Origin of the sequence: Mucilaginibacter gotjawali, from assembly GCF_002355435.1 — a bacterium.
In the GTDB taxonomy this organism is placed as follows: domain Bacteria; phylum Bacteroidota; class Bacteroidia; order Sphingobacteriales; family Sphingobacteriaceae; genus Mucilaginibacter; species Mucilaginibacter gotjawali.
On record NZ_AP017313.1, the window covers coordinates 1,393,231 to 1,416,148 of the forward strand.

At 41.8% G+C, this 22,918-nt stretch carries 23 protein-coding genes; 14 read left to right on the plus strand and 9 right to left on the minus strand.

Annotation, left to right across the window (positions count from 1 at the left end; all coding sequences use genetic code 11):
- Positions 1 to 3: 3 nt before the first annotated feature.
- Positions 4 to 630, minus strand: a complete 627-nt coding sequence (locus MgSA37_RS06390; RefSeq protein WP_096357306.1) for a DUF4294 domain-containing protein — start codon at positions 628 to 630, stop codon at positions 4 to 6.
- A 105-nt stretch (positions 631 to 735) separates the two neighbouring features.
- Here MgSA37_RS06390 and MgSA37_RS06395 point away from each other — a divergent pair, with 105 nt between their 5' ends.
- The 5 genes from MgSA37_RS06395 (at position 736) to MgSA37_RS06415 (ending at position 6,665) form a co-directional block, all read left to right on the plus strand.
- A complete protein-coding gene (locus MgSA37_RS06395; RefSeq protein WP_096350526.1) occupies positions 736 to 2,958 on the plus strand; it encodes a RelA/SpoT family protein in 2,223 nt (740 codons plus the stop codon).
- A gap of 177 nt (positions 2,959 to 3,135) precedes the next feature.
- Positions 3,136 to 3,603 carry a Fur family transcriptional regulator gene (locus MgSA37_RS06400; protein WP_096350528.1) on the plus strand — a complete coding sequence of 156 codons (468 nt, stop codon included), beginning with the start codon at positions 3,136 to 3,138 and terminating at the stop codon, positions 3,601 to 3,603.
- A gap of 4 nt (positions 3,604 to 3,607) precedes the next feature.
- A complete protein-coding gene (locus tag MgSA37_RS06405) occupies positions 3,608 to 3,937 on the plus strand; it encodes a DUF6922 domain-containing protein (protein ID WP_096350530.1) in 330 nt (109 codons plus the stop codon).
- Positions 3,938 to 4,041: 104 nt separating this feature from the next.
- The gene (locus MgSA37_RS06410) at positions 4,042 to 5,319 is read left to right on the plus strand and encodes an adenylosuccinate synthase (protein ID WP_096350532.1); all 1,278 of its coding nucleotides are present in this window, start codon (positions 4,042 to 4,044) and stop codon (positions 5,317 to 5,319) included.
- A 62-nt stretch (positions 5,320 to 5,381) separates the two neighbouring features.
- Positions 5,382 to 6,665: an anthranilate synthase component I family protein gene (locus MgSA37_RS06415; RefSeq protein WP_232010794.1), complete on the plus strand. Its 1,284-nt coding sequence runs from the start codon at positions 5,382 to 5,384 to the stop codon at positions 6,663 to 6,665.
- On the opposite strand, the gene MgSA37_RS06420 is transcribed toward MgSA37_RS06415, so the two are convergent.
- The 4 genes from MgSA37_RS06420 to MgSA37_RS06435 all read right to left on the minus strand — a co-directional run bounded on the left by MgSA37_RS06420 (position 6,607) and on the right by MgSA37_RS06435 (position 9,706).
- Complete coding sequence (locus MgSA37_RS06420; protein WP_096350534.1) at positions 6,607 to 7,359, minus strand: YqjF family protein; 753 nt, start codon at positions 7,357 to 7,359, stop codon at positions 6,607 to 6,609. The two genes, MgSA37_RS06415 and MgSA37_RS06420, sit on opposite strands and share 59 nt — an antisense overlap.
- Positions 7,360 to 7,386: 27 nt before the next feature.
- Positions 7,387 to 8,046, minus strand: a complete 660-nt coding sequence (gene plsY / locus MgSA37_RS06425; RefSeq protein ID WP_096350536.1) for a glycerol-3-phosphate 1-O-acyltransferase PlsY — start codon at positions 8,044 to 8,046, stop codon at positions 7,387 to 7,389.
- Between the two features lie 202 nt (positions 8,047 to 8,248).
- Positions 8,249 to 9,094: a carboxylating nicotinate-nucleotide diphosphorylase gene (gene nadC, locus MgSA37_RS06430; RefSeq protein ID WP_096350538.1), complete on the minus strand. Its 846-nt coding sequence runs from the start codon at positions 9,092 to 9,094 to the stop codon at positions 8,249 to 8,251.
- Positions 9,095 to 9,268: 174 nt separating this feature from the next.
- Positions 9,269 to 9,706, minus strand: a complete 438-nt coding sequence (locus MgSA37_RS06435) for a DUF4783 domain-containing protein (protein ID WP_096350540.1) — start codon at positions 9,704 to 9,706, stop codon at positions 9,269 to 9,271.
- Positions 9,707 to 9,854: 148 nt separating this feature from the next.
- Between MgSA37_RS06435 and gpmI the strand changes: the two genes are divergently transcribed.
- Together gpmI and MgSA37_RS06445 are read left to right on the plus strand one after the other, a co-directional pair.
- The gene (gpmI, locus tag MgSA37_RS06440; protein WP_096350542.1) at positions 9,855 to 11,378 is read left to right on the plus strand and encodes a 2,3-bisphosphoglycerate-independent phosphoglycerate mutase; all 1,524 of its coding nucleotides are present in this window, start codon (positions 9,855 to 9,857) and stop codon (positions 11,376 to 11,378) included.
- Positions 11,365 to 11,910, plus strand: a complete 546-nt coding sequence (locus MgSA37_RS06445; protein ID WP_096350544.1) for a hypothetical protein — start codon at positions 11,365 to 11,367, stop codon at positions 11,908 to 11,910. Before gpmI ends, MgSA37_RS06445 begins: the two co-directional genes overlap by 14 nt.
- A gap of 5 nt (positions 11,911 to 11,915) precedes the next feature.
- Here MgSA37_RS06445 and MgSA37_RS06450 read toward each other — a convergent pair whose 3' ends face one another.
- A complete protein-coding gene (locus MgSA37_RS06450) occupies positions 11,916 to 12,548 on the minus strand; it encodes a tetratricopeptide repeat protein (RefSeq protein ID WP_096350546.1) in 633 nt (210 codons plus the stop codon).
- Positions 12,549 to 12,917: 369 nt separating this feature from the next.
- On the opposite strand from MgSA37_RS06450, the gene lon reads away from it, so the two are divergent.
- From lon to MgSA37_RS06475, 5 genes are all read left to right on the plus strand, one after another.
- Positions 12,918 to 15,392 (plus strand): endopeptidase La, encoded by a 2,475-nt coding sequence (lon, locus tag MgSA37_RS06455; RefSeq protein WP_096350548.1) that lies wholly within the window; start codon positions 12,918 to 12,920, stop codon positions 15,390 to 15,392.
- A 219-nt stretch (positions 15,393 to 15,611) separates the two neighbouring features.
- The gene (locus MgSA37_RS06460) at positions 15,612 to 16,163 is read left to right on the plus strand and encodes a hypothetical protein (RefSeq protein ID WP_096350550.1); all 552 of its coding nucleotides are present in this window, start codon (positions 15,612 to 15,614) and stop codon (positions 16,161 to 16,163) included.
- Between the two features lie 68 nt (positions 16,164 to 16,231).
- Complete coding sequence (locus MgSA37_RS06465) at positions 16,232 to 16,783, plus strand: hypothetical protein (protein ID WP_096350552.1); 552 nt, start codon at positions 16,232 to 16,234, stop codon at positions 16,781 to 16,783.
- A 67-nt stretch (positions 16,784 to 16,850) separates the two neighbouring features.
- Entirely contained in the window at positions 16,851 to 17,381 is a 531-nt protein-coding gene (locus tag MgSA37_RS06470) for a hypothetical protein (protein ID WP_096350554.1), read from the plus strand.
- 71 nt (positions 17,382 to 17,452) lie between these two features.
- Positions 17,453 to 18,418 (plus strand): lipid A deacylase LpxR family protein, encoded by a 966-nt coding sequence (locus MgSA37_RS06475; RefSeq protein WP_157750471.1) that lies wholly within the window; start codon positions 17,453 to 17,455, stop codon positions 18,416 to 18,418.
- A gap of 58 nt (positions 18,419 to 18,476) precedes the next feature.
- On the opposite strand, the gene arfB is transcribed toward MgSA37_RS06475, so the two are convergent.
- A complete protein-coding gene (gene arfB, locus MgSA37_RS06480) occupies positions 18,477 to 18,893 on the minus strand; it encodes an alternative ribosome rescue aminoacyl-tRNA hydrolase ArfB (RefSeq protein WP_096350558.1) in 417 nt (138 codons plus the stop codon).
- Positions 18,894 to 19,109: 216 nt separating this feature from the next.
- Between arfB and cmk the strand changes: the two genes are divergently transcribed.
- Positions 19,110 to 19,784 carry a (d)CMP kinase gene (gene cmk, locus MgSA37_RS06485; RefSeq protein WP_096350560.1) on the plus strand — a complete coding sequence of 225 codons (675 nt, stop codon included), beginning with the start codon at positions 19,110 to 19,112 and terminating at the stop codon, positions 19,782 to 19,784.
- Positions 19,785 to 19,913: 129 nt separating this feature from the next.
- Here cmk and MgSA37_RS06490 read toward each other — a convergent pair whose 3' ends face one another.
- Complete coding sequence (locus tag MgSA37_RS06490) at positions 19,914 to 20,369, minus strand: deoxycytidylate deaminase (RefSeq protein WP_096350562.1); 456 nt, start codon at positions 20,367 to 20,369, stop codon at positions 19,914 to 19,916.
- Between the two features lie 5 nt (positions 20,370 to 20,374).
- Positions 20,375 to 22,045 carry an MFS transporter gene (locus MgSA37_RS06495; protein WP_096350564.1) on the minus strand — a complete coding sequence of 557 codons (1,671 nt, stop codon included), beginning with the start codon at positions 22,043 to 22,045 and terminating at the stop codon, positions 20,375 to 20,377.
- 173 nt (positions 22,046 to 22,218) lie between these two features.
- Here MgSA37_RS06495 and MgSA37_RS06500 point away from each other — a divergent pair, with 173 nt between their 5' ends.
- A complete protein-coding gene (locus MgSA37_RS06500) occupies positions 22,219 to 22,872 on the plus strand; it encodes a LysE family translocator (RefSeq protein WP_096350565.1) in 654 nt (217 codons plus the stop codon).
- Positions 22,873 to 22,918 lie beyond the last annotated feature (46 nt).

Consider the following 22,918-nt stretch of genomic DNA (forward strand, 5'->3'; position numbering starts at 1 on the left):
TAATTAATCGTTAGAAGAGCTATATCCTGCCTGCAGCAAAATAGCCTCAATGTCCCTTTGTTCGTCCGGGTTGTAGGTTTCTTTCAGGTCGTGCCCAAACAGCCTTGCTACCGATTGGTAAACAAAGGCCTTAAAGCCGCCTTTCATATCCTTTACCATAGCATAACTGGTGTTACCCGTTTCGCGGTCAATAAGTTTTATTAATATTTCACCCTGACTAATTGTCAGGTCTTTAATTTGTTTGTTAAACAAATCTTTGATTTCTTTTTCGCAGCCGTCAATTAATTTCTTTTGATCGCCTTTGTTAGCGGTAACGGCCAGGTCGCGCTGCAGTTTGCGGTATCGCTGCCCCGCAAAACGGGCATACGGAAGCACTTTCATTACATTATACCTTAATCGGCGGAAATTATCCAGGTCGGCCTGACTTCTAAAGATTCGGGTATCCACAATTTTCACATCTTCCAGTACAATCCATGGCAATAGCTTTCCGCTATCAACTGTCAGGTACGTTTTGATGGTATCATTTTTGCCTAAAATTAAAGGTGCAGGTTTATCTCCAGGCTTAGCAGGCTGGGCTCTTAAAGTTCCCAGCGCGCAACAAAACAAAAGCAAAAGACCAATAAATTTCATAATTTTACGTAATACAAAATTAAAGCAATTATTTTGGTATTTGATAATAACCTGCAATTATAATTTTTATTGCAAGTTAATGATATTTATTAGAACCACCCGGAAATGAAAGAATTGGTGATTGATTTGGAAGCCGAGAAGAATGAAATATTAAAAAGATATGGGGCTTTGCTGCGTGCTTGTAAATCTACTTTGCAAAAAGGTGATAAACGCATGATCCGCAAGGCATTTGATATGGCTCTTGAAAGCCACAAAGATATGCGTCGTAAATCAGGCGAGCCCTATATCTATCATCCTATTGCCGTTGCACAAATTGCCGCCGAAGAAATAGGCCTTGGCACAACATCAATTGTTTGTGCGCTGCTGCATGATGTGGTGGAAGATACCAATATGACCCTTGATGATATTGAAAGGGAGTTTGGTAAAAAGGTGGCCATGATCATTGACGGGCTGACCAAGATCTCCGGGGTGTTTGATACCAACAGTTCATTACAGGCCGAAAATTTCCGAAAAATGCTGCTCACCCTTGCTGACGACGTAAGGGTAATATTGATAAAGCTGGCCGATCGCCTGCACAACATGCGCACGATGGAGTTTATGCCGAGGGATAAGCAGCTTAAACTATCGTCAGAAACGGTTTATTTATATGCACCCCTGGCCCACCGCCTGGGCTTATATGCCATTAAATCGGAGTTGGAAGACCTTTCTATGAAATACATGGAACGGGAGACCTACCAGTTCATCAAAAATAAACTTAATGAAAAGAAAGCAGAGCGTGAGAAATTTATAAGGGATTTTATCGACCCGGTAAAAAAAGTGCTATCCGGCCAGGGCCTGGAGGCCGATATTTTCGGCAGGCCGAAATCTATCCATTCCATCTGGAATAAGATGAAAAAGAAGTCGATCCCTTTTGAAGAGGTTTATGATTTGTTTGCCATCAGGATTATATTGGATAGCACGCCCGAACATGAAAAGGCAGATTGCTGGAAAGCTTATTCCATCGTTACTGATTTGTACAGGCCGAACCCCGACAGGTTACGCGACTGGATCTCGTCGCCCAAAGCAAATGGGTACGAATCGTTGCACACCACCGTTATGGGCCCGCGCGGGCAATGGGTAGAGGTGCAGATCCGTACCAAAAGGATGAACGAGATTGCCGAAAAAGGTTTTGCCGCGCATTGGAAATATAAAGAGTCATCAACTGACAGCGGCCTTGACCAATGGGTGCAGAAAGTGAGGGAAATGCTCAAAAACCCTGATTCCAACGCCCTGGATTTCCTGGATGATTTCAAGATGAACCTTTTCTCAGACGAGATATTCATCTTTACGCCTAAGGGTGCGCTCATCCAGTTGCCCCTGAATGCTACGGCGCTGGATTTTGCTTTTGAGATCCATACCGATGTGGGCGCAAGCTGTATCGGGGCAAAAGTGAACCATAAACTTGTTCCGTTAAACCATAAACTCCAAAACGGCGACCAGGTAGAGATCATTACCTCAAGCAAACAAACGCCCAAAGAAGATTGGCTGAATATTGTCGTTACTGCCAAAGCAAAGGCCAAGATCAAATCGGCGCTCAAGGAAGAGAAACGCAAGATTGCCGAAGACGGCAAGGAGATACTGGAGCGGAAGATGAAATCGCTTAAGATCACCTACAATTCCGAGAATATTCATAAACTGAGCTATTATTTTAAGCTGCAATCTACCCAGGACCTTTTTTATAATGTTGCTACCGGGGTAATTGATATGAAGGACCTGAAGGAATACCAGGCCTCAGAAAAAGTAATAGAAAATAAACCGCAGGACAAAATTGAACAGGAACAGGTACAAAGCCTGATGCGCAATTTAAAAGCTAAAGACAGCGATATGCTGTTGATTGGCGAGGATATGCAGAAAATTGACTACAAACTGGCCAATTGCTGCAACCCGATTCCGGGCGATGACGTTTTTGGCTTCGTAACCGTAAGCGATGGTATAAAAATACACCGCACAAATTGCCCGAATGCCGCTAAGCTGATGGCAAACTATGGCTACCGCATTGTAAAAGCACGATGGACCAACCAGCAGGAGCTGGCGTTTTTAACCGGTTTGCGTATTACCGGCATTGATGATGTTGGTTTGATCAATAAAATCACTACTGTAATTTCGAATGATTTTAAGGTAAATATGCGTTCCATTACGGTGGATAGCGACAATGGAATTTTCGAAGGTTCGATTATGGTGTATGTAAACGATACCGAACACCTGGACAACCTGATCAAAAAATTAAAAACGGTAAAAGGCGTAACCGGTGTAAACCGCTTTGATTCGATGATTGAGAAGGTGTCGTGAGTTTAGAGATTAGTTAATTAGAGATTAGTGATTAGAAGTTATGGGGGCGGTAGTTCATGTTTAACGGGTAGGCTTCTATTCGTTGCACCTTTTCTCTCTTTCAAATCTCTAATTAACTGATTAACTAATCTCTAATCAATCAACTAAATTCATAACTTTGCCCTTTATAATAAGATCATGTCCCAACAGGAAACCATCGCTATGGTTAAAAAGATTTTTGAGGCCTACCTCGAAAATAAAAACCTCAGGAAAACCCCTGAGCGTTTTGCAATACTCGAAGAGATCTATTCACGGTCCGATCATTTCGATGTGGAATCATTATACATCCACATGAAAAATAAAAAATATCGCGTTAGCAGGGCCACCGTTTATAATACATTGGAGTTACTCGTTTCGTGTGACCTGGTTACCAAGCACCAGTTTGGTAAAAACATGGCCCAGTTCGAAAAATCATACGGCTACAAACAACACGACCATATTATTTGTATTGATTGCGGTAAGGTAGTTGAGTTTTGCGATCCGCGGATAGAACAGATCCAGAGCATGATGGGCGGCTTATTGAAATTCGAAATAAAACACCACTCTTTAAACCTGTACGGCAATTGCGAAAAATTGCGCGCTGGCTTTTGCGATAGAAAAGTTTAAAAACATGGATAAACCGATTTTAAGCAAACAGGCGTTCAAAGACCTTGATATGGATGAGGTCGATTATGATAATGGAATGCTTCGTGTATTCGAAAGAGTTATGTACAAGGGCAGCAATGATGATTTCATGGAGTTAAGACGATTTTACGGTGATGAAAGGATCCGTAAAGAAATAATTAATACCAAATGCTTCGGTCCCAAAGAAGTTAATTTCTGTTGTTTTATTTTCAATCTAAAACGCGAGGATTTTAAATATTATAAAGAAGGTTCGCTTAGAGCTTACCCTGAATTTAAAGACTGTCCGGATGACTTGGTATACGAACATTTTGCTTAGATAAATTCTCCAATAAGATAATAAATTTATGATATTTGGCGGGTCATAAAAACTCGGTATCCAGATCAAAAACAATCCTAATAAAATAGAAAATAAAAAAATTAATGGCTGTTGACGTATTATTAGGCCTCCAGTGGGGCGATGAAGGTAAAGGAAAAATTGTTGACGTACTGAGTGCAGGTTACGACCTGATCGCACGTTTCCAGGGTGGTCCGAACGCGGGGCATACGCTTGAGTTTGATGGTAAAAAGTTTGTATTAAATACGATCCCTTCAGGCATATTTTTTGAAAACACCATGAACCTGATTGGTAATGGTGTAGTGATCGACCCGATTACGCTGAAAAAAGAAATTGATAAATTGAAAGCAGCCGGGCATGACCTGCTTGCTAAAAAGAACCTGATGATAGCAAAACGGGCGCATTTAATATTGCCAACCCACCAATTGCTTGACGCAGCGTCTGAGAAAAAAATGGGCGAAGGCAAAATCGGTTCAACCTTAAAGGGCATTGGCCCCACTTATATGGATAAAACCGGGCGCAATGGTTTGCGTATCGGCGATATTACTTTGCCCGATTTTAAAGAACGTTACCAAAAGCTTACGGATAAGCACGTATCCATGTTAAAGGCATTATATGGCGAAGTGGATGATTTCTCTGAACGCGAAAAGGCTTTCTTTGAAGCAATAGAGCTGATTAACCAATTTGAATTGGTTGATTCGGAGCATGTGGTAAACAAATACCTGCGAAAGGGCAAAAAAGTATTGGCCGAAGGGGCACAGGGGACTATGCTGGATATTGATTTCGGATCATACCCTTTTGTAACATCGTCAAATACAACTACTGCCGGCGCTTGCACAGGCCTGGGTGTGGCGCCAAACAAAATAGGAGAGGTGATAGGTATTTTTAAAGCCTATTGTACACGTGTAGGCAGCGGCCCTTTTCCAACGGAACTGGATAACGAAACTGGTGAAGAATTGCGCCAAACCGGCCATGAGTTTGGGGCTACTACCGGCAGGCCGCGCCGCACCGGCTGGATAGACCTGCCGGCACTAAAATTTGCCATTATGCTGAACGGTGTTACCCAACTGGTAATGACCAAGGCTGATATATTAAGCGGTTTCGATAAAATATATGCTTGCACCCATTACAATTACCTGGGCGAAAAGATAGATTATATGCCTTATGATATTTGTTCTGCTGACGCTGTGCCTGTTTTAAAAGAGATAGACGGTTGGCATGAAGACTTAACCGGCATTACAGAAGTATCGCAGATACCTGCCAAATTAAAGGCCTATATTGAATACCTGGAAGCCGAATTGGGTGTTCCGGTAAAATATCTGTCTGTGGGACCGGATAGGGTGCAGACGTTGATATTACATTAATTTATTTTGATTATATCATGAGGGCGTTTCGGTTTTCCGGGACGTCTTTTTAATTTTATAAGGTGGTTAAACAAATAGCCGATCCTCATGCTTTTAAGCGGAAGGCGCTACAGTGGGCCTCTTCATTCGATGTATTCTGCTGTCTTGATTCCAATAATTTTACCGACCCCTATTCAAGGTTTGATGTACTTATTGCGGCCGGTGTTAAGGATGAACTAACTGCTGATGCTGGAACAGCATTTGATGAGTTAGCAGAATTCCGAAATAAACATCCCGGCTGGATGCCCGGCTTCCTGGGTTATGATCTTAAAAATGAGACCGAAAAATTAACTTCCGCAAATACAGAAAACCTGAATTTTCCTGATCTGTATTTTTTTGTTCCCCGTTATATAGTCTGCATTAAAGGTAACGAGGTTGAAATTACAGGTGCTGATGGCCCGGATATGTTTGAACGTATTGCACAAGTGCCGGCAACCCCGGAATTTAGTCTTCCAAATGTTGAAATAAAGGCGGCGTTTGGCAAAAAAGAATATTTGGCCGCGGTTATTAACATTCAGCAACACATCCTCCGCGGAGATATTTATGTAACCAATTTTTGCCAGGAGTTTTATGCCGAAAATGCCGATGTTGATCCATTAGCTGTTTATTTGAAGCTAAACGAGATTTCTCCAAATCCTTTTTCGGCATTTTTTAAATGGAAGACTAATTATATCCTGTGTGCTTCACCAGAACGTTTCCTGGCAAAAAGGGGCGGTAAGCTAATCTCTCAACCCATAAAAGGCACTGCAAAACGTGGCAAAAATGAAACCGAAGACGACGCAATTAAACAGGAACTGCGCAATCAAACCAAAGAACAACAGGAAAATGTGATGATTGTTGACCTGGTGCGCAACGATCTGACAAAATCTGCAAAACCCGGAACGGTAAAAACGGAAGAGCTTTTTGGTATTTACAGCTTTAACCAGGTACACCAGATGATCTCGACAGTAGTTTGTGAACTGCAGCCGGGCGTTGCTGATGTATCTGCCATCAAAAACGCTTTCCCGATGGGCAGTATGACGGGGGCGCCAAAGATCAGCGCGATGCAATTAATGGAGCAGTTTGAACACAGCAAACGAGGCGTTTACTCAGGTGCCATAGGTTATTTTGCGCCAGATGGCGACTTTGATTTTAATGTGGTGATTCGTACGATTTTATACAATCAAAAAAACAAATACCTCTCGTTCCATGCGGGTAGTGCGATTACTTTTCATGCTGATGCAGAAAAAGAATACGAGGAATGTTTGCTTAAAACGCAGGCGATATTGCAGGTGTTAGGGCAGTCGTTATCTTCTTCCCGATCCTGACATTAATTTCCGATCCCTTAGCAAAAAATGCCGAAAACGGAGGCTTTTTTAAAAACGGCGTGAATTTTTCGCCATACAATTTCGCTATATCGGCTTCAAAAACCGGGTCTTTAACCTGTGCAACCTGCCATGATACATGCTCCACCTGGTATTCCATTGTTTTTTTAGCGCCCAGGCTGTTATAGCCCCAGTAATGCTCAAAAATAAATTCTTCGCCGCTGTTAGGTTCTATATCTTCAAAACGGTTGCTTACCGTTCCGCCGAGTTTATTCCAGGCGCCATTTAATTTCCACTCGTATAAATAGGTTGTGTAGTCGCCGGCAGGTGCTATGGAGTGCCGCATAGGCATTGCACTATAGTGTTCTTTGTATAAATTGTTGGCCACCAGTACGATCAGGCTTTTGGGCACTATTTCGCTCACGAATACCGCGCCGCGCTTCCACGTGGTGCCGTCAAAATGTTTTACATAAAAACGCAGGTTCACCTCTTCAAAGTTTACGTGAAACGGCCATTTTACGCCTAATACGCTGGTCTCCTGGAATAGAAACCCTACCATGCTTACCAGTGCTTTTCCTTCATACAGATCAAGCACTGTTGCAAAAGGTAAGTAAGGCTTAAGTATTTCAGGGTCAACCTCATAATTCAGCATGAGCAGGTTGTTCCATTCGGCTTGTAAAAACTTGCGTTTTGCCATAAAAGATCAGTGTATAAAAAAGGCAAATTATGCCTGGTTGGTAACTTTTTTTCGCTTGAAGAGGTTTACTTTCGATTCTTTTCCTTTAAGCAGGCGTTCGATATTTTTTTGGTGTGTTACCAGGATCAGTAAACAAATACACATTCCGAAAATGACGATCAGGTCGTTTGTATATTTATTGTAGAAAAAAGTAACCCCGGTTAAGTAGGTAAAACCGCCCATTATTGAACTGAGTGAAACGTACCGGGTTATCATTAAAACGATAACAAATACAATGATACACAATAGTGCGGCAGATGTATTTACTGCCAAAACCATCCCAAACAGCGTGGCAATACCTTTGCCGCCCCGAAAACCTGCGAATACCGGGAACAGGTGGCCCATAACCGCGGCAATACCCAAAGCAAGCTGGTAGCTGATATAATTTGAATGCGGCCCCCCTGTTACCGAGGTGCCGATAAAGTAGGCCAGGTTGGTTGCCGTCCAGCCTTTTAAAATATCAATAAGCATTACCGGGATACCTGCTTTTTTACCCAGTACCCTGAATGTATTGGTAGCACCGGCATTACCGCTGCCATACTCCCTTACGTCTACTCCGTAAAATGCCATTCCTATCCAAACAGCAGTTGGTATCGATCCGCATAAATACGCCAGGATAAGTGCTGATATCGAATAGGGGGTTATCATGTTACCGCAATATTACTAAAATTGAATGTTTAATTAGGTAGTTTTTAGTCCGAAAGTCCGAAAAGTCCGAAAGTCCGAAAGAAAAAGCAAAATTTAATATTAAAGCGTGACTGAAAAGTTTAATAAATTGAGAAATCAGAAAGCTAAAACTCAACCATCTTAATGACTTACGGACTTTACTGACTTTCGGACTCCGCAATCTCTAATCAACAGCTTTCAAACTCAGATCTAAACTTTTAACCGAATGCGTAAGGGCGCCGACTGAAATATAATCAACCCCGCATGCCGCATATTCGCGGATGTTGTCAATGGTAATCCCGCCTGAGGCTTCAGTTATATACCGGCCCGAAATGAGTTCCACGGCTTTTTTTAAGTTATCAAAATTGAAGTTATCCAGTAATATACGGTTTATACCGCCTGTTTGCAAAACCTGTTCCAACTCGGCCAGGTTTCTAACCTCAATTTCTATTGCGAGGTCTTTGTTATGGGCTTTCAGGTATCGGTGCGTATTTTCGATAGCATTTTTAATGCCGCCTGCGTAATCAACATGATTGTCCTTTATCAAGATCATATCATACAAGCCAAAACGATGGTTAACACCGCCGCCTATGCGTACCGCCCACTTTTCAAGATACCTTAAACCCGGCGTAGTTTTACGGGTATCCAATACTTTGGTGTTTGTATCCCTTAAAATATCAACTATTTGTCGTGTTTTGGTGGCTATGCCGCTCATGCGCTGCATGCAATTAAGTACCAGGCGTTCGGCTTTTAATATGCTTTGTGCATCGCCTTCAACTTCCAGCACAATATCGCCCGGTTTTATTTTTACGCCATCATTTAAAAAAACAGAAGTTTTAAGGTCTGCATCCACCATGTGGAATATCTCGAGCGCGAGTTCAACGCCGGCAAGGATACCTTCATCTTTAACCAATAATTTTGCTTTGCCTTTTGTGCCCGCCGGAATGGTTGCCAGGGAGGTGTGGTCGCCGTCGCCGACGTCCTCGCTAAGGGAATTTAATATAAACTGATCAATAATTTCTTTATCCAAACCTGCTTAGTATTTAAAGCACCAAAAGTAAGAAGATTTGGTGGATTTTGTTTAAAATTGATTTGGGATTTGACCATAGTCCATAGACCATGGCCCATAGTTTTTAATTCACTATACAAAGAAACGACGAAAATTTGCCATGGGCTATGGATCATCGACTATGGACTTCCCCGCCTACTTCACCTTCTCTGTTTCAATCCGGAATTCAATAATTGCAAGAGTGCCCGCGTTTGCTTTAAGGGTTACCGCTATCCTGTAAACGCCGTTAGTGGTGGTTAGTAACAGTACGCAGAAACCGTAATTGGGATTTGAATTTACCTTATGAAGCAGTTTGATGGTTTTGGGCTTATTTTGATTGAAAAATTTATTTAAGATCTGTTCGGTTTGCAGCCTGGAATAAATACTTTCATCACCCGGTACCGATAGTTCAACATTATCCGCAAATAATTTTGATAGTTCCGGAATATTTCCCTGCCGCAAAAGATTTGCAATTTTGTCGATTGGGTCGGCGGAGGTTAGTGCCGGCGCTATCAGTAAAAAATAAGCAAAGGCATGTAGTACTTTTTCATCGTAATTATCAGACGCAAAAAATAAATGATTGTTGCAAAATATTACGCGGAGTTGATTGACTCCTGAGCCTGGGGTTTAACTCAAATCATCGTTTCTTAATTTACTTTTCTAACTCCGGATAAAGCGTGATTTACCAATTAAATAAATTATTAAATGCTCCATATTTAAACGTTGCGTTTATATTTGCATTGTGGAAAATAAGAAAAAAATTGCATTAATAATTCTTGATGGCTGGGGATATGGCCGTAATGATTATTCGAACGCCATATTTGCAGCAAATACTCCGTTTATTGACTCTTTACTTAAAAAATATCCAAACTCAAAACTCGAAGCTTCAGGCACTGCGGTAGGTTTGCCTGCCGGGCAGATGGGCAACTCAGAAGTTGGTCACATGAATTTAGGCGCAGGCCGGGTGGTTTACCAGGAGCTTGGCCGCATACACAAGGCCGTGGATGATAACGAATTACCCGACAACCCGGTATTAAAGGAGGCGTTTGAATATGCCAAACAAAACAACAAAAAAGTTCACTTTATCGGCTTGGTAAGCGATGGTGGCGTTCATTCGCACATCCGGCACATCATGGGCCTTTGTGATGCTGCAACGAGCTTTGGCCTTGACAGGGTTTTTGTGCACGCTTTTTTGGACGGGCGCGATACCGACCCGAAATCAGGCGCGGGCTTTATAACAGAACTTGAGGATCATATGGCAAATACCCCTGTTAAATTGGCTTCGGCTATCGGCAGGTATTACGCTATGGACAGGGATAACCGCTGGGAACGGGTTAAACTGGCCTATGACCTGATGGTAAACGGCGTAGGGGAAGCATCAACAAATATTGTTCAATCCATTAAGTCCTCGTATCTGCAGGATGTTACCGATGAATTTATAAAACCCATTGTAGGCGTTGATGAAAACGGTAAGCCGTTGGCGACGATAGAAGAAGGTGATGTAGTGCTCTGTTTTAATTTCAGGACCGACCGCGGGCGCGAAATAACCATCGCGTTAACCCAAAGGGATATTCCTGAGTTTAATATGCATGCCCTTAAACTCAATTATCTGACCATGACGCCTTATGACGAATCATTCAAGGGTGTTAAAGTGCTTTTTGATAAGGATGACCTGACACAAACGTTAGGCGAAATTTTGCAGGAAGCCGGTAAAAACCAGATCAGGATTGCAGAAACTGAAAAATACCCGCATGTGACATTTTTCTTTTCGGGCGGAAGGGAAAAGGAATTTAAAAATGAAAAAAGGTTACTGGTGCCATCGCCTAAGGTGGCCACATATGACTTGCAACCAGAAATGAGCGCCGAGGGTATCCGCGATGCTATTTTACCCGAATTGAAAAGCGGCTGGCCTGACGTGATCATTCTTAATTTTGCCAATACTGATATGGTAGGGCATACCGGGGTTTTTAGTGCTGTTGTAAAAGCCGCAGAAACTGTTGACGCTTGTGCCCGCGAGGTGATAGAAACCGGTATCGCAAACGGCTACTCTTTCATTATTATTGCCGACCATGGCAATGCCGACTATATGATCAACGATGATGGTACGCCAAATACGGCACATTCAACAAATTTGGTGCCCTGCATAGTTATTGATAAGGATGTTACGCATGTAAAAGACGGCAAACTGGGTGATATTGCACCCACTATGCTTAAAATAATCGGCGTTCCGATTCCTGAAAAAATGACGGGTAATGTTTTGGTATAAAACGAAGTTAAAAACCGCCATTGTTTTTATCGGGGGAATTGCGTTATCGGCTTTGGTGCCGGCATGCAGGCCCGGGATAAAAAATAATGGCGGTTTTGATTTAACAGGATATTTAAAAAAAGACGCTGCGATGCTTAATAAGCTAAACAGGCCTGTTGACAAAACGGTAACGCATAACGGTGTTACAGAAACAAAAACAGTACATATTGCTGATTGGAGCAGCGAACTTGGCCTTTTTATAGATGCTGACATTAATAAACCTGCCTTTAAAAACAGTTACCAGGTTATTGATGAAGATGGCCTGTTAGTTTATAAAGCAAAGGAAAAAGACCTTAAGGTGCGCGAGCTGATCATCAAACGGACAGGCGGGGGGATCAGGTACGTCCTTATTTATAATAAGGTGGAAAACCCGCTTTATAAAACTACCCAAAAACTCACCTATTTTCCCGATTCCGTTTATCGTATAGAAACTGTACAACACGTAAAACTGTTGGGCACTAATACCTATTTTATCCAGGGAATATTAAAGTAGTTTTTTTATTTGCGGGCAGCAAGTGCCTCGCCAAGCTTTTGCTTTGAAAGGTCGATAAGTGCGGCTATGTCTGTACGGCCCTGATTTTCAGCCAAAACCTTTTCCAGGTCGGCAACAGATGCCTTTAAAGAATTAATCCCCCTCATTTTATCATAATACCGCCCGGGTGCGGTTAGTTTGAATACGCCATATTCGCGATAGGCGATTCCCCTCGTCTGGAAAAACTTATTGTTAGCATCGTTTGGATCGATAGCAATAGCTTTTGTCAGATCGAATATAGCGCCCAATAAGTACTGTTCTTTTTCGGCTGCTGAAAGCTGAACATCTTTCCCCATATAACTTTTAGCCCTTGCTCGGTAATAATAGGCGCTGGCGTCAACAGGGTTTATCTGCAGTTCTTTGGTGTAAGCAGCAATTGATTTACGGTAATTTTCGCTGTGGTAATAGGAATAACCCAGCATCCAAAGGGCGTTGGCATTGGTTGAATCCACCAGGCAAGCTCTTTCCAGCTGTGTAACTGCCGCCTTAAAATCACCCTCCATTAAAGCCTGCTGGCCCAATTTTACATAGGAATTTTGAGCCGACGTGTTTTCGAATGAGGCAACAAGCAGAAACGAAATGATTACCGAAAATCTCATCGGGGCTTTAATGTATATCAAAACAGTATAGCAATAACTGATATTTTTAGAAATTATTATGCCGGTTAACCCGTTTTTTTATCAAATCTTTTGTTCTCGTAAAAATAAAAGAAGGCGATTATATGACTTTTTTTCATCTTTATCAATATTTTTTTTTCATTATGTATAATATAGAATTATTATAACCTTCATGTAATCAATATTTTATGGCTTTAAACCAAATGTTGTTCAATTATAACTTATATTGGCACATGTCTTGACCGATAACGCCAGAATGATAGTATGATGCTATTTGAACGGTTTTATTGCCTGCAGCACTTTACATGCTGACAATATGTCGTTTTTTATTTTTACAACGAGAGGTGTTTGATGAGTTTCGATCCATTTGATTTTAGAAGTGCTTTACCGGTAATAAACGAAGAGTCTGAATTTTTTCCTTTAATGTCGTCAGAAGACGAGGAAGAAATGAACAACGAACTCTTACCCGAAGTTTTGTCCATTTTGCCTTTGCGTAATACGGTATTATTTCCCGGAGTGGTAATCCCTATTACAGTCGGCCGCGATAAATCTATCAAACTTATCCGCGATGCCAATAAGGGCAACCGGATGATCGGCGTAGTGTCGCAACAGGATGTAGGTGTCGAAGATCCAACATTTTCCCAGTTAAATAAGGTAGGTACAATTGCCCTGATCATCAAAATGCTGCAAATGCCTGACGGTAATACAACGGTAATATTGCAGGGCAAAAAGCGATTCGTTCTGAAAGAAGAAGTTCAAAGTGTGCCTTACATAAAAGCTTCTATCGAGCCCTTTAAAGAGGTAAAACACAAAGACGATAAAGAGTTTAAAGCCATGGTATCCTCCATAAAGGATATGGCCATGAGTATTATACAGCTTTCGCCAAATATTCCGAGTGAGGCTGGTATTGCTATCCGCAACATTGAAAGTACTTCATTTTTGATCAATTTTATTTCGTCAAACATGAATGCCGACATGAACGCCAAACAGCGTTTGCTGGAAGAGCCAAACTTGCGTACCCGTGCCAACCTGGTGCTGGAACACCTTACGCTAGACCTGCAAATGCTGGAGTTGAAAAACCAGATCCAAAGTAAAGTAAGGGTTGACCTGGATAAACAGCAGCGTGATTATTTTTTGAACCAGCAACTGAAAACGATCCAGGAAGAATTGGGCGGCAATTCGCCCGACCTGGAGATTGAAAGCTTGAAATTGCGCGGCGCCAAAAAGAAATGGGGAAAGGAAGTTAATGACCATTTTAACAAGGAAATAGAAAAACTGGCGCGTACCAACCCTGCAGCAGCCGATTATTCGGTACAAATAAATTACCTTGAGTTGCTGCTTGATTTGCCCTGGAATGAATTTACCAAAGATAATTTCGACCTGAAACGTGCCCAAAAGATATTAGATAAAGACCATTTCGGGCTGGATAAAGTTAAACAGCGTATCATTGAATACCTGGCAGTGCTTAAGCTAAAACACAATATGAAGGCGCCTATCCTTTGCCTGGTGGGCCCTCCGGGGGTGGGCAAAACCTCTTTGGGCAAATCAATAGCAAGGGCGCTTGGGCGTAAATATGTGAGGATGGCGCTGGGCGGCATCCGGGATGAAGCAGAGATCAGGGGCCACCGTAAAACTTATATAGGCGCCATGCCAGGGCGTATTATACAATCTGTTAAAAAGGCAGGTGCCGCTAACCCGGTTTTTATTTTGGATGAAATTGATAAAGTGGGTAATGATTTCAGGGGTGATCCGTCTTCTGCTTTATTGGAAGTACTGGACCCTGAACAAAACAGTACCTTTTATGACCATTATGTGGAGATGGATTTCGATCTGTCGAACGTAATGTTCATCGCGACAGCAAATTCATTGAGCAGCATCCAGCCTGCCTTGCTTGACCGTATGGAGATCATCGAGGTAAATGGTTATACCATTGAAGAGAAGATTGAAATAGCAAAACAACACCTGATACCAAAACAGCGCGAGGCTCATGGCCTGAAGAATAAAGATATTACCTTAAAACCCGAAATAGTTGAAAAGCTGGTGGTTGATTATACCCGCGAGTCGGGCGTTCGGTCATTGGAGAAAAAGATAGGCTCGCTCATTCGGGGTGTAGCCAAGAGCATCGCTATGGAAGAGCCCTATAACGCGGTTGTTAGCAAAAGCGATGTTGAAAGGATATTAGGAGCCCCGATATTTGATAAGGACCTGTACGAAGGCAACGATGTAGCCGGAGTAGTTACCGGCCTGGCGTGGACATCAGTTGGCGGAGACATCCTGTTTATTGAAGTGAGTTTAAGCCCCGGAAAAGGAAAACTTGCCCTTACCGGCAGCCTTGGCGATGTAATGAAAGAATCGGTAAGTATTGCGCTTGCTTATTTAAGGGCCCATGCTGCTGAATTTAATATCGATGTAAGGTTGTTTGACCAATGGGATATCCACGTTCACGTTCCGGCTGGCGCAACCCCTAAGGATGGCCCATCAGCCGGTGTAACAATGTTAACGGCTTTGGTATCGGCATTTACACAGCGAAAAATAAAACCTCACCTGGCCATGACAGGAGAAATTACGCTGCGCGGCCGTGTATTACCTGTTGGCGGCATCAAAGAAAAAATACTTGCCGCCAAACGGGCGAACATCAAAGAGATTATTTTATGTGCATCAAATAAAAAGGACATCCTCGAAATCAAGGGTGATTATATCAAAGATCTTCAGTTTCATTATGTAACTGATATGCGCGAAGTAATTGACCTTGCACTTTTAGATGAAAAGGTTAAAAATTCTATCGATTTGACCATAAAAGAAGAAAAGACCACCGTTTTAAATTAATAACAGTTTGCATTAGCGCTATTTGTGAGGGCCCCCCATAACAAATAGCGCTATTTTTATTTGTAAGCGGCTGATAACTACCTTTGTTCAGCTTCAGATAATGCCCCCTACCACCATTCCTGAAACCTTTTATAGCGGAATATCGTAATACGCACTATCATAATTATAAATTAATTATGATAATAGTTAAAAAATTCAATCTAAAACAATCAAAAAAAAATGAAGAAGGCCTTTTTATTAAAAGCTGTTTTTTTATTCCTACTTGTTACATCACATTTTTGTTTGCAGGCTCAAAACCTTGAAGAGGATACTGTAAAAAGAGACACTACAGTTCCAAACTCAGCCAAACCCCGCACCGTTTTTCTTGAAGTTGGCGGACCAGGACTAGCACTTACAGCAAATTATGACACCCGTTTTGGTGAAGGCCGCGATAAATGGGGTTACAGAATTGGCGCGGGCTATTATAATACAGGTTCAAACTGGGTAGCAACCATTCCTTTCCAGGTAAATTATCTGTATGGCTTTAAAAAACCAGGAGCCAGCAGTTTTTTGGAACTTGGCGCCGGCACTACGTTTGTAAGGTCGCATGGAAGCACTACAGGTACGGTTTTTCAATTTGATAACATAACCGGTTTTATAGGTACAGCCACAATAGGTTACCGGTACCAGCAGGATAACGGCGGCATCAATTTCAGGATCGGTTTTGTGCCGATACTATATGATGAGGGCCTTATTGCCGCCGGCGGTTTTAGTGTAGGCTACACTTTTTAACAATGCCAATTTGAAGTTTAGTTTGCAATACTGATTTAAACAAATATCTTTATTGCAAACCAAACTTTATGAACCGTTATTGGCCTTTTAAGTTTATCTTCTGCCTTATAATTTATTTCCTGTTTTCTAACTCCCTGAAGGCGCAGTCTGTAAAACCTTTAGCAGCAGATTCAAGCCTGAAAACCAGGGCCCAAAATGTTTATGTGGAGTTTGCCGGACCCGGCCTTTATTTTTCTGCCAACTATGATACCCGCTTTTCAAAACGCAGGGATGGGATAGGGGGCAGGATAGGAGTGGGGTATCTTGATAACTACGGGTCTTCTTTTACCTCAGTACCTGTACAGCTAAATTATTTATTAGGAAAAAAAAGTAAATATTTCGAAGCCGGCCTCGGTGCCACCTGGGTGTATTTTAGGGCGCCCGGCAATGTTTATTCAGATATCATTTATTTTAACCGAACCAGGGGCGGCAATTCAACAGTTTTGGGTACAATGACATTCGGGTACCGTTACCAGCCTGTTGATGGAGGGTTTAGTTTCAGAGCAAGCTTTAATCCCCTTTTTAACAGTTCGAATTTCGAGCCTTACGTGGGAATAAGTTTAGGCTATACCTTCAAATAAGCAAATAAACATATGGTATTGTTGTAATAACCATTTAATCAAATATCTTTATTTAAAACTATTGCGAATGAAAAACCACCTTTTAAAACCTTTGTTTTTCCTGATACCCTTCTTTTTTTATCATTCTGCCAGGGCGCAGGCTGTTGTTCATTCAAAAGCTGATTCTACGCTAAATACGCGGGCTCAAAATGTTTACATAGAATTAGGCGGACCGGGCCTTTTGTTTTCTGCTAATTACGACACCCGTTTTTCGCAACATAGAGATGGTCTCGGCGGCAGGATTGGCCTTGGATTTATTGCAAGCGGCGGCGCTTCGGTAGTTACGGTACCTGTTCAATTAAATTACCTGTTAGGAAAGTCAGATAAATATTTTGAGATAGGCCTTGGCGCTACTTATGCCTCATTTAATTCAGGCTCTGATTTTTTATCATTAAACACCAACCCGGTAACCGCAAATACAGTTTTGGGGACGATGACCTTTGGTTACCGGTACCAGCCAGTAGATGGGGGATTTAATTTCAGGGCCAGCTTTAACCCGATTTTCGACAGCTCGAATTTTGTGCCTTACTTTGGGTTAAGCTTTGGTTATACTTTTTAATAGCCACTATTTGATAAAAAACCTTGTTTTACAAGGTTTTTTCTATTTTTACCGCGAATTTATATAACCTGATGAAATTTAAACTGTTTACTTGTTTTTGCTTTTTTCTTTGTTCAACAGGCGTTTTCGCTCAAACCCACAGTACTGAGATCGGCGCTGAAACTGATAATGATTCCTATCTGCTTCAGGGTTCTGACAAGTATTATACCGATGGGATTTTTATTTACTACCGTCATGCCCTTAATGTGAGTGAAAGCTCAAAGCTGCAGAACAAGGTTTTGGGTTTTGAATTCGGGCAAAAAATATTTAACCCGCAAAGCGGCAGTATCGCAAATGCCGAAGGCGTTGACCAACCGGGCCTTATCGACAGGCCTTTTGCTGCTTATATGTATGTAGGTGCATCATTAAACCTGTTGTATAAAGATGAAAGCAGTTTAAAGCTTACCGCAAGGGTTGGTATTATTGGCCCCGGTGCGGAGGGCAAACAGATACAGGATTTTGTGCATGATAATTTTGGTTTTTACCACCCCAGCGGCTGGGAATACCAGATCAATAATGAGGCTCAGCTAAACCTTTCAGCCGAGTATGATAAACTGCTTGCAAGAGGTTCATGGATTGACGTCACTTTATCAAGCTATATTAACCTTGGCAATGGGTTTACCGGGGCAGGTGTGGGTCCCCTGGTTAGGTTAGGGTCATTTAACCAGTTATTTAATTCAGTAAGTACGCAGAGTACAGCCATCAGGAAAGAAGTGGCCAATCCACTCAACCGACACGAAATATTCTTCTATTACAAACCGTTAGCCAATTACGTGGCCTATGATGCTACCATACAGGGCGGCTTGTTTGATAACCACAGCGGGCTTGAGATCACTAAAAATAAAGAACCTTTTATATTCAGCCAGCAGTTTGGCGTCGCTTTCAGCACCAGTCGTTTTGTTTTTGATATTGCAGCTATCTTTCATACCCTGGATGATAAGGAAATGGTGCAAACACATCAATGGGCGGCTATTACGGGCTTGTACAGGTTTAGGTAAGTGATTAGAGGTTAGAGGATGGAGATTAGAGATTAGTTGTTTAGTAGCTAACTAATCTCTAGTCTCCATCCTCTAATCTCTTCCTTCGATTCTCCTTCTTCACAGCGTTTAATCGTTTTTTATCCAGCCGGGCCATTTTGGCAGCTTTGCTAACTTTTGTTGCCTTGCGTATTTTGGGTTGATGCAGGGCGCGGGTAAGCAATAGTACCAGCCTTTCAACTGCCTTTTCTTTGTTCAGGTACTGGCTGCGTTCTTCGTCGCATATTACCTGTATCAATCCGTCTTTATTAAAGCGGGATTGTAATTTCAGGTTGATCAACTGTTTTTCCTCATCACTAAAGAGCAACGAGTTATCCACCGAAAAAAGTAGCTCTACTTTACTGGATACCTTGTTTACGTTTTGTCCGCCTTTACCGCCGCTTCTTGATGTTTTGTAGGTGATTTCCTTTTGCAAGTCGGCTTTTGTAAAATTCATGGGCCTAAATTAGTTGATTAAGTTGAATAAGTTAGAGTGAGTTGATCAGGTTTTTAAATTCGATAAAATATGTTGGCAGCAGAAGGTAAGTTTGATAACTTTAGCTTATAACCTTATGGTTATAAGCTGGTGATTTTTAACCCAATCAACTTTATCTAACTTAATCAACCACTCACTTTTTTAACTACTCACTAAAAATACCTACTTTAGTAAACCATGAGTGACCATATTATCGTTGCCATTGACGGCTATTCTTCCTGCGGAAAAAGTACTTTGGCAAAGGCATTGGCCAAAAAATTGCATTTTGTTTATGTGGACAGCGGTGCCATGTACCGTGCTGTGGCCCTTTATTTTTTAAGGAACAATATAGATTTGCAGGATAGCCGGCAAGTAGCTGATGCGCTTAAAAAGATCCATCTAAACTTTCACTCGCGCGATTATGAAACACATATCACTTTAAACGATGAAGAAGTATCGGGCGAAATAAGGCTGATGCCAGTCTCCGAAAGTGTGAGTGCTGTATCTGCCCTGCATGAGGTACGTACGGAGATGGTAAAGCAACAACAGCGCATGGGCCGCTCAAAAAATATAGTGATGGACGGGCGCGACATAGGCACAGCTGTTTTTCCGGACGCTACGGTTAAGATTTTTATGACCGCCGACCCGAAAGTCCGGGCCGAAAGGCGTTTTAAAGAACTGGCGCCCAAAAACCCGGATATTACCCTTGAAGAAGTTTTTGAAAACCTGGCACATCGCGATTACCAGGACACCACCCGCAAAGAGAGCCCGCTGAGACGCGCTGCAGATGCCATTATTTTAGATAATACTGACCTTACTCCTGCTGAACAGCTGATGTTTGCGCTGAGCAAGGTGGAGCCCTATTTAACGTGATTGCACCGATTGCTATAATGATTGCACCGATTTATGGTGACCATAGAAAAATCACTGTAATCCAAATTTAATCGGTGAAATCCAACAGTAATCGGTGAAATCAACCCACAATCGGTGAAATCAAAGAAATTAAACACTAAACCTTACGGCCGTTACCCCAAACTTATTTAAAAAGTCAACCCCTTCGTCACTGGCTATACCTTTATAGGCGGCGTATGACCTGTCGAAGAAAACTTTTTTTATACCCGCCGAATAAATCAGCCTTGAACATGGCAAACAGGGCGATAAAGTAGTATAAAGTGTAGCCCCTTCAAGGTTGGCGCCGTTTTTTACAGCGTACAGTATCGCATTCTCTTCAGCATGCAGGGCAAGCGAACAACTGCCTTTTGAATCACGCGGACAGCCCACACCCGGCCACTCCTCGTCGCAGTTGTGGGTATGCGCAGGAGGCCCGTTATAGCCGATAGAAATAATCCGCGTATCCTTGGTTAAAACGGCACCGACCTGGGCCTTAACGCAGTGTGAGCGTTTGGCCAGGTCGGTTGCCAGGTTCATGAAAATATGGTCAAAACTTAATTTAGTCATTCTGCTTAATGTCCGGCGCCTAATTCTACTTCGTGTTCTATTCCTTGTTTTTTGAGTATGCCAATAATCCTCCATCCATAAAATGCAAGGTAGGAGAAACATAAAACAGGGATGAAATAAGACTGATGAATTCCCATAATATCAGATAGTTTTCCTTGAAGAAGTGGAATAATGCCACCGCCAAGGATCATCATTACAAGGAAGGCGGAACCCTGTGAGGTATATTTGCCTAAGCCGGCAATTGCTAAAGCAAAGATAGACGGCCACAAAATACTGCAAAACAAACCACCACTCATAAACGCGTAGGTTGCTATGTTACCGGTAGTTAATAATCCTATTATCATAGCGGCCATTCCTAATAAGCCGAATATCATTAACGTACGGGCCGGACGATCCTGACCTAAGAAAAATCCTGCAATCTGGATAGCTACAACACCCGCATATGCATACAGTGGTGTAATATTTTGACCAGAAATAGAATTTACTGCTAATACAACACCAAATGCAACATATGGCACTACTATTAATAAAACTTTTCTTAACCCTTTGGAAGGATTAAAAACAGCGATGGCTCCTGCCCAACGCCCAATCATTAAACTGCCCCAGTACATGGAAATATAAGGTGCGATGGCCGAACCAGTGATGCCGCCAAAATCTTTAGTGCCTAATAACGCGCCAAGATTACTTTGAATAGTAACTTCAACGCCCACATAGGTAAAAATACCAATCATTCCTAACACCAGTTGAGGGTATTTCATTGCGCCCCAACCTTCCGGTTTTTTCTGAGCAGCCGTATTGGCAAATAGTAAACCAAATATTACAATCAACAAAGAAGTGATTGTTAAACCGAGGCCCAGAAAGTCTTTTTCTTTATTTGTTATAAAATGTAAGATGTAGTCAGGCTGTCCGTAACGTGCAAAAATGTAGCCAAAAATTACTACTAAAAAAGTAGTAATAACAATCAGCGTTGTCATTGCCTTTTTTGCGGGCTCAAAAGTTGGATCTCCTTTACCGGAAGGTACCTTTTTGGAAAAGAAGAAAAGCGCGGCGGATAACAAAAACAGTGCGCCAACAAACATATACAGTATTTCCATTTTATCCAACGAATTTGCTTTTTGGGCAAATTGTTTGATATACTCCTGGTTTACGTTAGCAATTACTCCAAACAATGCGAATGAAACCACAACAGGGCCGATAGTTGTTCCAAATGAATTAACTCCTCCGGCCAAATTTAAACGGTTTGATGCGGTATGCGGCTCACCTAACGATGCTGCAAACGGCTGTGCTGATGTTTGCTGCAATGAGAATCCTAAACCAACAATAAACAATGCGCCCAGGATAAGGATATAATGTCCGGAAGTAACAGCCCAGATCATCAAAGCCGCACCAAACGTACTGATCAAAAGGCCGTAGATAATACCTTTCTTAAACCCCCAGCCATTCAAAATATCTTTCCGGGCGATGCTGCTGAAAATAAAAAGTAGCAAAGCCCCGATATAATATGCTCCGTAAAATGCAAAATCTATGAGTTGGCTCTGAAATTGATCTAACCCAAATTTGGCTTTACAAAAAGGGATGAATACGCCATTTGACGCTCCGATGAACCCCCAAAAAAAGAATACGGTAATTAGGGTATAGAGTGCCGATTTAAGATTTGTTGACTTGTTTTGTTCCATTGTTTATTTCGGTTTATAAAAGAGGTGTATTTAAAACACTAAACTTAGTTATTTTTTGTAATTCTGCTATATTTTTTATTAATTAATAACAATTTTAAGTTTGGTTGTTTACCATATAAAGTTGCATATTCGTGCGGCATTTTTAAATTGAATAAGCATAGAAGCCTAAATTAATGATAGAAGCTGTTATTTCGGGTATTGGATTTGGATTAGTGCTAACGTTTTTAACCGGCCCGGTATTTTTTGCGTTAATAAAAACAAGTATTGAAAAAGGCTTTCACGCCGGCATTGCTTTGGCTTTGGGTGTTGTTTGCAGTGATATGTTTTTTGTTGGGGCCATTTTATTCGGCTCTCAATACTTTGATGTTTCCGCGCAAGACAAAATTTACGCCGGGATAGTGGGCAGCTGTGTTTTAGCAGGCATAGGGATTTACTACATCTTTAAAAAGGCTAAAGTGAACTACACCAATGTGGTGCCTACAAGGATGCATAGGGCCGGCTACTTTTTAAAGGGTTTTGCCATGTGTATTTTTAATCCGACTATACTGTTCCACTGGACGATAGTTATCGGCGCAGCCAGCACAGTTTATCACCAGGGCGTACCTAACAGGGCATTAAAAATAGGGATCATGTTTTTAACTATCCTGGTAGTGCAGTTTGGCATGGATACTACAAAGGCATTTTATGCCAATAAGCTTCGTGATAAAATTTCTGTGAAATTTATTCACCGCCTTAACCAGGTGGCCGGTATTGCGCTGATTATTGCCGCAATGGTAATACTGGATAAACTCGTTACCCATTTTATTTTCTCGCCGCCGGGAGCGTAGGTTGAGTCTTAAGTCTGGAGTCTTAAGTCTTAAGTCTTAAGTCTGG